Below are 12,962 nucleotides of genomic sequence, written 5' to 3'. Positions count from 1 at the left end.
GCGGGGTGACCGGCCGCGCGTGGTGCTGTCCGCCCGGCTCGCGGACGGCTGCGTCCGCCCGTCCGTGCGCGGCGGGGGCGTCGGCGCGGTGGCCGTCGGCCGGATCAGTTGGCCACCTGGCACTCCTCGGCGTACGCCGGCCGCCGGTCGCGGCGCGGGGCGCGCACGCCGGTCGGCGGAAGCTCAGGTTCCGGGAGCGGAACCGCCCCGCGCGGTGGATGGTCCACACCTTCCGGCAGGAAGCCGGGCAAAGTGCCGCACCCCTTCGGTAACTCCCGGGTAACCCCTCTTGACCCGCCCCCCGGCGCGGCCCACCATCACCGCATGCCACTCAGGGTCACGTTCGTCGCCGCCGCGCGCAGTGCCTCCCTCCTCGCCGAGCGCTTCGAGGACGACCGGCCGCTGGACGGGGCCGGCTGGGACGACGTGCAGCGCGTCGCCGGGGACCTGCTGCCCCTGGCGGCCGCCGAGCTGCGCTACTGCTCGCCGACCCCGCGCAGCCGGGCCACCGGTGACGCGCTGGGGTACGCCCCGCTGGTCCAGCCGGCACTGCGGGACTGCGACATGGGCCGCTGGCGCGGCCTGACGCTGGGCGAGGCGATGGCCCGGGAACCGGCCGCGGTCGACGCCTGGCTGGCCGATCCGTGCTCCACCCCGCACGGCGGTGAGTCCCTGCTGGTGTTCATCTCCCGGGTCGGCGGCTGGCTGGACACCCGGCCGGCGGACGACGGCGGCCGGATCGTCGCGGTGGCCGAACCGTCGGTGATCCGCGCGGCCCTGGTCTACGCCCTGAAGGCACCCCCGTCGAGCTACTGGAACATCGACGTCCGCCCGCTGTCCACAACCACCGTCACGGGCCGCTCGGGCCGGTGGAACCTCCGCTTCGACGGGGGCGGCGCTCAGACCTCGCGCGCGTAGTCGGTGACGAGGAGGAGGTCCTTCGCCGGTCCGCCGACCCGCCACACCGTGCGCCAGCGGCCGGCGTCCCGCACGGTGAACTCGCCCCGGTAGAGGTCGGCCGCGCAGGGGTGGTCGGCTACGTACCGTCCGGAGGTCAGGTCCAGCGCGTGGAAGGGCCGCCCGTCCGCGAACCGCACGTCCGCCCGGCCCGGCGTGGGCCCCGGCAGGAACCGCAGGGTCCGTGTGGCCGGCCGCGCCACGCCCTGCCAGGTGAAGATGCCGGACTCGGTGTGCAGCAGCCCGCCGCCGTCCAGCGGGCCGAAGACGGTTTCCCCGGTGAAGTGTCCCGTGTCCCCGCTCGCCAGGTCCCGCACGCTGCGCTCGACCCGCCAGCGTCCGGCGAGATGGGCCAGCAGGTCGGCCACGGGCCAGCACTCGTCCATCGTGTTCCCTCTCCACCCGTGCTTCCGGGCCGGCCCCATCGACGTGCTGACACCTCGGTCCTCACCGAAGCCGCCGGCCGGTCACGTCCATCTTCCCGGCGGACGGACCCCGCCATCCTCCTCGGGATCAGGGAGAAGCAGGCGACCCGGCCGCGGGCTGCCGCCCCGCCGGCAGCAGCCCGCGTTCGGCGAACACCTTCTTCGCCACGAAGGTGGCGTTCAGCGCCCGGGGGAAACCGCAGTAACCGGCCGAGTGCAGCAGCGCCTCCACGATCTGCTCGGGGGTGAGTCCCACGTTCAGCGCCGCGTTGACGTGCACCTCCAGCTGGGCCTCGCAGCCGCCGAGGGCGGTCAGCATGCCCAGGGTGACCAGCTGGCGGTCCCGGGGCGCCAGCTGGGGCCGGGCGTAGATCTCGCCGAAGCCCCACGCGACGATCTGGTGCCCCAGCTCGGGGCTGATGTCGGCGAGCGAGTCGACGACCCGCCGGCCGGCCTCGCCGTCGACGGACTCCAGTACCTCCAGGCCATGGGCGAAACGCTCGTCACGGGTGGTGCTGTGCTGGTTGCTCATGACCCGAACCGTAGGGGCTGGAGCGCGCTCCAGGTCAAGTCCGGCGTGACGCCATGTCCGCCGGCGCCTGCTTCACCCCGAGAACACCTTCCGTAAATCCCCGGTTCTCCGGAGCGGCGTCGAATTCACGCACTGTTCTCCTTGTTCGGAAGATACCGTCCCACTTTTCGATGAGTACACAACCATCGGGAAATGCCTTCCGTCTCACTCGGCGAAAACCGCGAAGTGAATTCCGCTGGGGGCCTTGCCGTAATGGACCGTCCGACCCCGCCCGACGTGCCGCGCCGGGCCGCCGCGCTGCTCGCCGCGGCCGTCACCCTCACGGCCCTGTGCGCCGGTGACATGCTGGCCCGCAGCTACCCCTTCGGCCCCCGCACGCGGAGCGTCAGCGACCTGGGCAACCAGTACGTGCCCTTCCACGCCCACCTGTGGGACCTGCTGCACGGCAGGGGCGACGGCGGCCTCCTCGTCAACTGGCAGTCCGGTTACGGCACCAGCTTCCTGCCCGACCTCGGCACCTACCTCGGCAGCCCCTTCGCCCCGCTCGTCGCCCTCTTCCCCCGGGACCGGATCGACCTCGCCGTCTACGCCGTCACCCTCCTGAAGACCGCGTCCGCCGCCGCGGCCATGGCCTGGCTGCTGCTCACCCTGCGGCCCGGCCGCTGGTGGGCGGCGGCCCTGCTGGGCAGCTCCTACGCGCTGTGCGGCTGGAGCGTGGCCGACGCCTCATACAACCCGATGTGGCTCGACGGCCTGATCGCCCTGCCCCTGTTGTGCCTGGCCGGGGAGTGGGCGCTCGACGGACGCCGGCGCGTCCTCGGCGTCCTGACCGTCGCCCTCGCCTGGACCGCGAACTTCTACACCGCCTACATGGCCACCCTCGGCGCCGCCCTGGTCCTGCTGCTGCGCCTGCTGCTGGCCCGCCCACCCCGCCGGCAGGCGCTCGCGGCGGCCGGCCGCGCCACCCTCACCACCGTGCTCGGCGTGGGCCTGGCCGCCCCGCTCGTGACGGTCGTCTACCTCGGCACCCGGCACGCCTACCCCGGCCGCGTACGGGAGTTCGCGCCCGTCGCCACCGAGGACGTGGCGGCCCGGCTGCTCCCCGCCACCTACGGCTTCGGCTCCCCGGCCCTCTACGTCGGCGTCACCGCCCTCCTCCTCGCCCTCGCCCTGCCCTTCCACCGGGCGGTCCCCGTGTCCGTACGCACCGGCTGGACCGCGCTGGTGCTCGCGGTGGCCCTGTCCCTCCAGTGGGCCCCCACCCACCTGCTCTGGCACGCCTTCGCCACGCCGCAGGGCAGCTCCTACCGGCAGGCGTTCGTGCTGTGCGGGCTGCTGGTCCTCGCCGCCTGGCACGCCCTGGCGTACGGCCTCCCGGACCGGCGCGCCCTCGGCGCCGCTACCGCGCTGCTCACCCTGATCACGGCCGTCGCGGCCCGCAGCGGCCTGGTGCGGGTCTGGACCTGGCCGGTGCTGCTGCTCGCCGTCGCCGGGTCGCTGGGCGGGCTCCTCCTCCTGGCCCGCCCCGGGCGGCGGAGCCGGCTCGCCGGGCTGGCCGTCGTCCTGCTGCTCGGCGCACAGTGCGGCGAGGCCGCCGCCACCTCCGCCGTCGCCGCCCGGCTGCGCCTGGGGCACCTGGACGACTACGCGCCCTGGGGCGGGCGGCAGGAGCGGCAGGCGGCGGTGGTCGCCGGGGCCGACGGCTGGCCCCGGTACCGCACCGACCCCGGCCGCGAACAGACCGTCGGCAACGACCCGATGCTGGTGGGCGGTCAGGGAGCGGCCTACTACAGCAGCCTGACCCCGGACGTCCTCAGCCGCACCCTCACCGCCCTCGGTGGCGGCTGGACCTCGCGGGGCCGCAGCGTGCAGAGCCTGGACAACGCGGTCACGGACGTGATCTTCTCCGTCGGCGCCCGGGTGCACTCGCCGCCCGACCCGCACCGGACGCGTCTGCCGGGGGACGGCGGCCCGGTGACCGTGACCCGGCAGGACGTGCCGCCCCTGGTGACCGTCCGGGCCGCCTCCGACGCGAGGGCGTTCGGGCCGTCGCCGTACCGCAACCAGGAACTGCTGCTCGGCAGCCGCGTCTACACCGTGCCCCGCGTCACCGTCCACGACGACGGCGGGCGGCCGGTGCGCTCCGGCCGGGTCGGCACCGGCACCTCCGTGACCGCGCCGACGCTCACCGCCCGGTGCCCGGCCGGCACCCAGGTCCACCTGTGGGCCCCGCAGTTCTCCGGCACCGCACGGCTCACCGGCGCCGGGAGCACGGTCCCGTTCCGCTACGTGTTCCCGCGCAACCGGGCCGCCATGGCACCTCTCGGCCGGGCCCCGGCCACCGGACGGGTCCGTGTCGAGCTGACCCCGGACCGGCCTGGGCGCGTCCCGGACGGCGCCGTCGGCTGCCTGGACACCGCCCGGCTGCGCACCGCCGCCGCCCGGCTGACCGCCACCGGTGCCACCGAGGTCACCGTCACCGACGGCACCGTACGGGCCCGGCTGCCCGCCGGCAGCAGGGGCATCGCGGTCCTCGCCGTCCCCAGGATCGCCGGCTGGCGGTGCGCCGCGGGCGACGGTCCCGAGCGGCCCGCCGCCGGCTTCCACGGCCTGACCGCCGTACCGCTGGACACCCCCTCCACCCGAGTGAGTTGCACCTTCCACCCACCCGGCCTGCGACTGGGCATGACGGCCGGGGCCGTCTCGCTGACGGCCCTGGTCCTGCTCACCGCCCTCACCGCTGCCCGCCGCCGCCGCGCCCGGGCACCGGCCACGACCACATCACCGCGCGAGCGCGTGACCACCGCTCTCCGACCGCGCCCAGGGGGAGACCCGCCATGCTGATATCGATCGTCGCGCCCTGCCACAACGAGGAGGACGTCCTCGCCCGCTTCCACGAGGAGGTCCAGCGGGTCGCCGAGGAACTGCTGCCGCTCGGCCACGACATGGAGTTCGTGTACGTCGACGACGGCAGCCGCGACCGTACCCTCGCCGTCCTGGAGCACCTGGCCACCGCCGACTCCCGGGTGCGCTACGTCTCCCTCAGCCGCAACTTCGGCAAGGAGGCGGCCCTCCTCGCCGGTCTCCGGCACGCCTCGGGCGACTCGGTCGTCGTCATGGACGCCGACCTCCAGCACCCGCCGGAGCTGATCCGGCGCATGGTCGCCCTGCGTGAGCAGGGCCACGACCAGGTCATCGCCCGGCGTACCCGCACCGGCGACGGGCTCGCCCGCACCCTGACCGCCCGTCTGTACTACCGGGTCGTCAACCGCCTGGTCGACGTCGAACTCGTCGACGGCGTCGGCGACTTCCGGCTGCTGTCGCGCCGCGTGGTGGACGCCGTCCTCGGCCTCACGGAGTACAACCGCTTCTCCAAGGGCCTGTTCGCCTGGGTGGGCTTCCCGAGCGTCACCTTCACCTACGGGAACGCGGCCCGCGGGGCCGGCCGCAGCTCCTGGTCGATGCGCGGCCTGCTCAACTACGGCCTCGACGGCCTGCTGTCCTTCAACAACCGCCCGCTGCGCGCCGCCCTCTGGCTCGGCATGGGCCTGCTGCTGTGCGCGGGCCTGTACACGGCCTGGATCGTGGGCGCGGCGCTCGTCAACGGTGTCCGGACGCCCGGGTATGTCACCATCATCACCGCGGTCACCGCGCTCGCCGGGGTGCAGATGGTCATGCTCGGTGTCATCGGCGAGTACACCGGCCGCATCTACTACGAGGTGAAGGGCCGCCCGCACTTCCTGGTGAAGGCGACCAACGTGGAACGGACAAAGGACCTCATCCCCTGATGCCGAGTCGTTCGCTGCCCCGCCAGATAGTGGCGTTCGCCGTGGTCGGTGTGGTGAACACGGCCGTCTACTACGGGCTCTACCTGCTGTTCCTGATATGGCTGCCGTATCTCGCCGCGCACACCCTGGCATTCACGCTCAGCATGACCGGTTCCTTTTTCCTCAACGCCCGTTTCACCTACCGGACGCGGCCGACCTGGCGGAAATTCCTGCTGTTCCCGCTGACGAACGTGACCAATTTCGTGATCACGACGGCCGGGGTCTACGTGATCGTGGACATCCTCCACGCCGGCCACCGCTTCGCCCCCCTCCTGGCCTCGGCGGCGGCGATCCCGGTGACGTTCGTCGTGTCCCGCCGGGTGATGCTGCCGGGAGCGAGGCCCGAACGGCGACCGGCCGCCGCACCGGCCCGGACCCGCAGGAGTTCGACGCCTTCCTGACACGCCTCGCCGATGTGGTCCCCACCGGTGCCCCGACGCGGGCACCGGACCCAGCGGTGACGCGCCGCACGACCTGTACACCCGCACCCGGGCCCGGGCCCGGGCATGGGCGGAAGGCGGTCGCACATGCCGGACACCCGGCAGATCCGGTCGGGCGCCCGGGCGGGAGTCGCGAACCTCCTGCTCTCCCTGGTGGTGCTGCTCGGCACCCCTGCCGGGAGTGGGGGAGCCGACCACACCTTGGGACGGTGCGTTGCATACTCCTGCATAGCTGCGTATAGTCATGCCATCCTGAGGAGGGTGGACATGGCGGTACGTGTGGCAGTGGCCGGAGCGAGCGGGTACGCGGGCGGAGAGGTCCTGCGCCTGCTCCTCGCACACCCCGAGGCGGAGATCGGCGCGCTGACCGGCAACTCCAACGCCGGGCAGCGGCTCGGCGCGCTCCAGCCGCACCTGCTGCCGCTGGCCGGCCGCGTCCTGACCGAGACCACGCCCGAGGCGCTCGCCGGGCACGACGTGGTCTTCCTGGCGCTGCCGCACGGGCAATCCGCGGCCGTCGCCGAACAGCTCGGCCCCGACGTCCTCGTGATCGACATGGGCGCCGACTTCCGGCTCGCCGACCCGGCCGACTGGGAGACCTTCTACGGCTCCCCGCACGCCGGCACCTGGCCCTACGGCCTCCCCGAACTGCCCGGCACCCGCACCGCGCTGGCGGGGTCCCGGCGCATCGCGGTGCCCGGCTGCTACCCCACCGCCGTCACCCTCGCCCTGTTCCCGGCCTACGCGGCCGCACTCGCCCGGCCGGAAGCGGTGATCGTCGCCGCGTCCGGCACCTCCGGGGCGGGCAAGGCACCCAAGCCGCACCTGCTCGGCAGCGAGGTCATGGGCTCCATGTCCCCGTACGGCGTCGGCGGCGGCCACCGGCACACCCCCGAGATGATCCAGAACCTCAGCGGCGTCGCGGGGGAACGGGTCGCGGTGTCCTTCACTCCGACTCTCGCGCCGATGCCCCGCGGGATCCTCGCGACGTGCAGCGCCGCCGCGGCGGAAGGGGTGACCGCCGAGTCCCTGCGGGCCGCGTACGAGAAGGCCTACGCCGACGAGCCCTTCGTCCACCTGCTGCCCGAGGGCCAGTGGCCCGCCACGGCGTCCGTCCACGGTTCCAACGCCGTACAGGTGCAGGTCGCCCACGACGCCGCCGTGGGCCGCATCATCGCGATCAGCGCCATCGACAACCTGACCAAGGGCACCGCGGGCGGCGCCGTCCAGAGCATGAACCTCGCCCTCGGTCTCCCCGAGACCACCGGACTTTCCACGATCGGAGTCGCACCGTGAGCGTCACGGCAGCCAAGGGATTCACGGCGGCGGGCATCGCCGCCGGGATCAAGGAGAACGGCAACCCGGACCTGGCCCTCGTGGTCAACAACGGGCCCCGCCGTGCCGCCGCCGGCGTCTTCACCTCCAACCGTGTGAAGGCCGCGCCGGTCCTGTGGTCCGAGCAGGTCCTCAGCAGCGGCCAGGTCTCCGCCGTCGTCCTCAACTCCGGCGGCGCCAACGCCTGTACGGGCCCCAAGGGTTTCCAGGACACCCACGCCACGGCCGAGAAGGCCGCCGAGCTGCTCGGCCGCGGCGCCATCGAGGTCGCCGTCTGCTCCACCGGGCTCATCGGCGTGCTGCTGCCCATGGACAAGGTGCTCACGGGCCTGGACACGGCCGCCGCCCAGCTGTCCGAGCACGGCGGTGAGAAGGCCGCCATCGCCATCAAGACCACCGACACCGTCCACAAGACCGCCGTCGTCAGCGGGGACGGCTGGACCGTGGGCGGCATGGCCAAGGGTGCCGGCATGCTCGCGCCGGGCCTCGCCACCATGCTGGTCGTCCTCACCACCGACGCCGACCTCGACAGCGCCACCCTGGACAAGGCCCTGCGCGCCGCCACCAGGGTGACCTTCGACCGGGTCGACTCCGACGGCTGCATGTCCACCAACGACACCGTTCTCCTGCTCGCCTCCGGCTCCGCCGGCGTCACCCCCGGGTACACGGAGTTCGCCGAGGCCGTACGGCAGGTCTGCGACGACCTCGGCCGGCAGCTCATCGGCGACGCCGAGGGCGCCGCCAAGGACATCAGGGTCGAGGTCGTCAACGCGGCCAGCGAGGAGGACGCCGTCGAGGTGGGTCGCTCCATCGCCCGCAACAACCTCCTCAAGTGCGCCCTCCACGGGGAGGACCCCAACTGGGGCCGGGTGCTCTCCGCGATCGGCACCACCCGGGCCGCCTTCGAGCCCGACCGGCTGAACGTGGCCATCAACGGCGTCTGGGTCTGCAAGAACGGGGCCGTGGGCGAGGACCGCGACCGGGTCGACATGCGCTACCGCGAGGTGCACATCGTCGCCGACCTCGCCGCGGGCGAGGAGACCGCGACCATCTGGACCAACGACCTGACCGCCGACTACGTCCACGAGAACAGCGCCTACTCCTCATGAGCACTCGCAAGCACACGGCCCTGCCGAAAGCCCAGATCCTCATCGAGGCGCTGCCCTGGCTCACCCGGCACCACGGCAAGACCGTCGTCATCAAGTTCGGCGGCAACGCCATGGTGGACGAGGAACTGAAGGCCGCCTTCGCCCAGGACGTCGTCTTCCTGCGGCACGCCGGCCTCAAGCCGGTCGTCGTCCACGGCGGCGGCCCCCAGATCAGCGCCGCCCTCGACCGGCACGGCATCGTCAGCGAGTTCAAGGCGGGCCTGCGCGTCACCACCGAGGACGCCATGGACGTCGTACGCATGGTCCTCGCCGGGCAGGTGCAGCGCGAACTGGTCGGTCTGCTCAACCGGCACGGCCCGCTCGCCGTCGGTATCACCGGCGAGGACGCGCACACCATCACCGCCACCCGGCACACCCCCGAGATCGACGGCGAACTCGTCGACATCGGACGGGTCGGCGAGATCACCGCGATCGACACGGGCGCGATCGAGGCCCTCCTGGCCGACGGCCGCGTCCCGGTCGTGTCCTCCATCGCCCGCTCCCAGGACGACGGGCACGTCTACAACGTCAACGCGGACACGGCGGCCGCGGCGCTCGCCGCGGCACTGGGCGCCGAGACCCTCATGGTCCTCACCGACGTCGAGGGCCTCTACGAGGACTGGCCGCGCTCCGACGAGGTGATCAGCCGCCTCACCGCTTCCCAGCTGGAGAAGCTGCTGCCGGACCTCAGCGCCGGCATGGTGCCGAAGATGGAGGGCTGCCTGCACGCCGTACGCAACGGCGTGACGACCGCCCGCGTCATCGACGGCCGGGTCCAGCACTCGATCCTGCTGGAGATCTTCACCGACGAGGGCATCGGCACCATGGTCGTGCCGGACGAACAGGGGGAGTCATGAGCAACCAGGAGCTGACCGGGCGCTGGCAGGGCGCGCTCATGAACAACTACGGCACCCCACGCCTGCCCCTCGTCCGCGGCGCGGGCCTGAAGGTGTGGGACACCGACGGCCGGGAGTACCTCGACTTCGTCGGCGGCATCGCCACCAACGCCCTCGGCCACGCCCACCCCGCGATCGTCGAGGCCGTCAGCGGCCAGATCGCCTCCCTCGGCCACATCTCCAACTTCTTCATGGCCGAGCCCACCGTCGCCCTCGCCGAACGGCTCCTGACGCTCTTCGGCCGGGAGGGCCGCGTCTTCTTCTGCAACTCGGGTGCCGAGGCCAACGAGGCCGCCTTCAAGATCGGCCGGCTCACCGGGCGCGCCCACATGGTCGCCACCGGCGGCGGCTTCCACGGCCGTACGATGGGCGCCCTCGCGCTCACCGGCCAGCCCGCCAAGCAGGACCCCTTCCTGCCGTTGCCCGGCGACGTCACCCACGTCCCCTACGGCGACGCCCAGGCGCTCGCCGCCGCGGTCACCGAGGACACCGCCCTGGTGATCCTCGAACCGGTCCAGGGCGAGAACGGCGTGGTCGTGCCCCCGGCCGGCTACCTCAAGGCGGCCCGCGCGATCACCGCGGCCACCGGTGCCCTGCTCGTCCTGGACGAGGTGCAGACCGGTGTCGGCCGCTCCGGGAACTGGTTCGCCTACCAGGCCCACGAGGGCGTGCTCCCCGACGTCGTCACCCTCGCCAAGCAACTCGGCGGCGGACTGCCCCTCGGCGCCACCGTGGCCTTCGGCCGGGCCGCCGAACTGCTCCGGCCCGGCCAGCACGGCACGACCTTCGGCGGCAACCCCGTCGCCTGCGCCGCCGGGCTCGCCGTCCTCGACACCATCGCCGACGAGGGCCTGCTGGACAACGTCAAGCGGCAGAGCGAGAGGTTGCGCAACGGCATCGAGTCCCTGAACCACCCGTTGATCGACCACGTCCGGGGGGTGGGCCTGCTCCTGGGTATCGTGCTCACCGGGCCGCGCGCACCACAGGTGCAGCAGGCGGCCCAGGAGGCCGGGTTCCTGGTGAACGCGCCCGTCCCCGACGTCGTACGGCTCATGCCGCCGCTGAACCTCCGCGACGACGAGGCGGGTGCGCTGCTCCAGGCACTGCCCGGCATCCTCGAGCAGGCCAGCGGGGACGGACTATCCGGGGAATGAGACGACGATGAGCCACGCGCAGGACCACGAGCAGGCGGCTGGAGCCGGACCCGGCGTGCCGCAGACCCGCACCGCACGGCACGGCCGGATCGTGGACATCCTCAACCGGCAGCCCGTGCGGTCGCAGAGCCAGCTGGCGAAGCTGCTCGCGGACGACGGGCTGAGCGTCACGCAGGCGACGCTGTCACGGGACCTCGACGAGCTGAACGCGGTCAAGATCCGCAACGCCGACGGTGACCTGATCTACGCGGTGCCGAGCGAGGGAGGTTTCCGCACACCTCGGGCTCCGCTGGGCGGGTCGGCGAAGGAGGAGCGGATGCGGCGCCTGTCGCAGGAGCTGCTGATCTCCGCGGAGGCCTCGGCGAACCTCGTGGTGCTGCGTACGCCGCCCGGCGCGGCCCAGTTCCTCGCCTCGGCGATCGATCAGGCGGAGCTGCACGACATCCTCGGCACGATCGCCGGGGACGACACGTTGCTGTTGATCAGCCGGGATCCGGGCGGGGGGCAGGCGTTGGCGGACCATCTGCTGCGGCTGGCCCAGAACAGCCACTGAACGCTCCGCGGGGTGGCGGGGGCGGGGGGTGGCGGGTGGCGGTTCGTCGCCGGGTGCGGGTCCGTGGGGGCTGTTCGCGCAAGTCCTCGCGCCCCTGAGGGGCGGGCGTCCGTTGTCCGGTGGGGTCAGCCCAGTTTCGTGGGGAGGCCTGCTGTGCAGCGGACCTCGTCGCCCGCCGTGATCAGGAGGGCCTCTGTGTCCGGCAGGGACTCCAGCCAGGTCAGGGCGGCCCGTGAGCCCATGGCGAAGGCCGCCGTGGCCCAGCAGTCGGCCCAGGTCAGGCGTGGTCCGACCACGGTCACGGCGACCAGGTCGGTCACCGCCGGCCGGCCCGTGCGCGGGTCGATGATGTGCGCGCCCCGTTCCGCCGTACCGGACGTCGCCACCGACAGCTCCTCCGCTCCGGCAGCCGAGATCACCGCCGCCAGCCCGCCGGGCCGCAGCGGATCGGCCACCCCGGCCCGCCAGGGCCGCCGCGGTTCCGGCGCGCCCAGCAGCTGCACGTCGCCGCCCCCGTTGACGCTGACCCCGCACACCCCCTCGACCGCGCCGATCAGCCGCGCCGCCCGCTCGGCGGCCCAGCCCTTGACGATCCCGGTGGGGTCCAGGGAGCCCTGGTACCGGGTGCTGAACCACCCCTCGCTCACCCGTTCCGCCTCGGCCGCCAGCTCCAGTACCTCGGCCACCTCGGGAGCGCACCGGGCGGCGTCCAGCTCACCGCGGGCCAGCCGGGACACCTCACTGTCCTCCCGGTACGTACTGAAGAGCATGTCCGCCCGGTGCAGCCCGGCGACGGCCTCGTCGAGCGCCGCCCGGACCGCGCCGGGCGCCCCGCCACGGATGTCGAAGGAGAAGACGGTCCCCATGACCTCCTCCGCGTGACGCACCGCGGCGGGGGTCCGCGCCGGCCCGGCCACCGTGTCAGCCACCGGCCTGGTCCAGGGCGGACTGGAGCGATGTGCGGTAGCCGGCGCTGGTGTAGGTGGCGCCGGAGACGGTGTCGATGTGTGCGGTGCCCGTGGTGACGGCTTCCTGGTTGAGGCGGGGGACGGCGAGTTGGGTCTTCTGGTCGCTGAGGCCGCCCTTGGGGGCCTGGACCGCCTCGGCCTTGGTGATCTTCCCGCCGGCGACGGTGATGCGTACCTGCACGGCCCCGTACTGGGTCTGCGCCGCCTTCCCGGTGACCGTACGGGCCTGCGCCGAGCCGGTGGCGGCCGGGGACGCGGGCTTCATCCGGTCCAGGGCGGACTGGAGCGATGTGCGGTAGCCGGCGCTGGTGTAGGTGGCGCCGGAGACGGTGTCGATGTGTGCGGTGCCCGTGGTGACGGCTTCCTGGTTGAGGCGGGGGACGGCGAGTTGGGTCTTCTGGTCGCTGAGGCCGCCCTTGGGGGCCTGGACCGCCTCGGCCTTGGTGATCTTCCCGCCGGCGACGGTGATGCGTACCTGCACGGCCCCGTACTGGGTCTGCGCCGCGTCCCCGGTCACCGTGCCGGAGCCCGCCCGGGCCTGCCCGCCGCCCTGCGGCGGCTCCTGCCCCGCCACCGGCTGCCGCGGGGCCGCGCCCGCAGCCGACGCGGCGGCCGGGTCCGACGCGGGTTTCAGCGCCAGCAGCAGCACGACACCGGACACGGTGGCCGCGGTGGCCAGCACGACCCGCCGAACGGGATGACTCTTCCTCATCGCTTCGCTGCTCCG

At 73.4% G+C, this 12,962-nt stretch carries 13 protein-coding genes; 9 read left to right on the top strand and 4 right to left on the bottom strand.

Annotation, left to right across the window (positions count from 1 at the left end):
• The first annotated feature begins 324 nt into the window (after positions 1-324).
• Positions 325-918, top strand: a complete 594-nt coding sequence (locus tag ACGFT1_RS04145; protein WP_373907440.1) for a histidine phosphatase family protein — start codon at positions 325-327, stop codon at positions 916-918.
• On the opposite strand, the gene ACGFT1_RS04140 is transcribed toward ACGFT1_RS04145, so the two are convergent.
• Positions 900-1,343, bottom strand: coding sequence for a DUF6314 family protein (locus ACGFT1_RS04140; protein WP_373907439.1), 444 nt, complete (start codon positions 1,341-1,343; stop codon positions 900-902). The two genes, ACGFT1_RS04145 and ACGFT1_RS04140, sit on opposite strands and share 19 nt — an antisense overlap.
• A 127-nt stretch (positions 1,344-1,470) precedes the next feature.
• The gene (locus ACGFT1_RS04135) at positions 1,471-1,914 is read right to left on the bottom strand and encodes a carboxymuconolactone decarboxylase family protein (RefSeq protein ID WP_373907438.1); all 444 of its coding nucleotides are present in this window, start codon (positions 1,912-1,914) and stop codon (positions 1,471-1,473) included.
• A 252-nt stretch (positions 1,915-2,166) separates the two neighbouring features.
• Here ACGFT1_RS04135 and ACGFT1_RS04130 point away from each other — a divergent pair, with 252 nt between their 5' ends.
• The 8 genes from ACGFT1_RS04130 to ACGFT1_RS04095 all read left to right on the top strand — a co-directional run bounded on the left by ACGFT1_RS04130 (position 2,167) and on the right by ACGFT1_RS04095 (position 11,267).
• A complete protein-coding gene (locus ACGFT1_RS04130) occupies positions 2,167-4,758 on the top strand; it encodes a YfhO family protein (protein ID WP_373907437.1) in 2,592 nt (863 codons plus the stop codon).
• The gene (locus ACGFT1_RS04125; protein ID WP_373907436.1) at positions 4,752-5,702 is read left to right on the top strand and encodes a glycosyltransferase family 2 protein; all 951 of its coding nucleotides are present in this window, start codon (positions 4,752-4,754) and stop codon (positions 5,700-5,702) included. The genes ACGFT1_RS04130 and ACGFT1_RS04125 overlap by 7 nt, the downstream gene beginning before the upstream one ends.
• On the top strand, positions 5,702-6,142 hold the full coding sequence (locus ACGFT1_RS04120) for a GtrA family protein (RefSeq protein ID WP_373907435.1): 441 nt from the start codon (positions 5,702-5,704) through the stop codon (positions 6,140-6,142). Before ACGFT1_RS04125 ends, ACGFT1_RS04120 begins: the two co-directional genes overlap by 1 nt.
• A gap of 306 nt (positions 6,143-6,448) precedes the next feature.
• Positions 6,449-7,477: an N-acetyl-gamma-glutamyl-phosphate reductase gene (gene argC / locus ACGFT1_RS04115; RefSeq protein WP_373907434.1), complete on the top strand. Its 1,029-nt coding sequence runs from the start codon at positions 6,449-6,451 to the stop codon at positions 7,475-7,477.
• Positions 7,474-8,625: a bifunctional glutamate N-acetyltransferase/amino-acid acetyltransferase ArgJ gene (gene argJ / locus ACGFT1_RS04110; protein ID WP_373907433.1), complete on the top strand. Its 1,152-nt coding sequence runs from the start codon at positions 7,474-7,476 to the stop codon at positions 8,623-8,625. Before argC ends, argJ begins: the two co-directional genes overlap by 4 nt.
• Positions 8,622-9,521: an acetylglutamate kinase gene (gene argB, locus ACGFT1_RS04105; protein ID WP_373907432.1), complete on the top strand. Its 900-nt coding sequence runs from the start codon at positions 8,622-8,624 to the stop codon at positions 9,519-9,521. The genes argJ and argB overlap by 4 nt, the downstream gene beginning before the upstream one ends.
• Positions 9,518-10,714, top strand: coding sequence for an acetylornithine transaminase (locus ACGFT1_RS04100; protein WP_373907431.1), 1,197 nt, complete (start codon positions 9,518-9,520; stop codon positions 10,712-10,714). The genes argB and ACGFT1_RS04100 overlap by 4 nt, the downstream gene beginning before the upstream one ends.
• A gap of 7 nt (positions 10,715-10,721) precedes the next feature.
• The gene (locus ACGFT1_RS04095; RefSeq protein ID WP_356824674.1) at positions 10,722-11,267 is read left to right on the top strand and encodes an arginine repressor; all 546 of its coding nucleotides are present in this window, start codon (positions 10,722-10,724) and stop codon (positions 11,265-11,267) included.
• 125 nt (positions 11,268-11,392) lie between these two features.
• Here ACGFT1_RS04095 and ACGFT1_RS04090 read toward each other — a convergent pair whose 3' ends face one another.
• Positions 11,393-12,133 (bottom strand): FAD:protein FMN transferase, encoded by a 741-nt coding sequence (locus ACGFT1_RS04090; protein ID WP_373907430.1) that lies wholly within the window; start codon positions 12,131-12,133, stop codon positions 11,393-11,395.
• A 55-nt stretch (positions 12,134-12,188) separates the two neighbouring features.
• Complete coding sequence (locus ACGFT1_RS04085; RefSeq protein WP_373907429.1) at positions 12,189-12,947, bottom strand: FMN-binding protein; 759 nt, start codon at positions 12,945-12,947, stop codon at positions 12,189-12,191.
• Positions 12,948-12,962: the final 15 nt, after the last annotated feature.

The organism is Streptomyces sp. Y20, from assembly GCF_043195475.1.
GTDB lineage: Bacteria > Actinomycetota > Actinomycetes > Streptomycetales > Streptomycetaceae > Streptomyces.
This window is presented reverse-complemented; position numbering and strand designations above follow the sequence as displayed.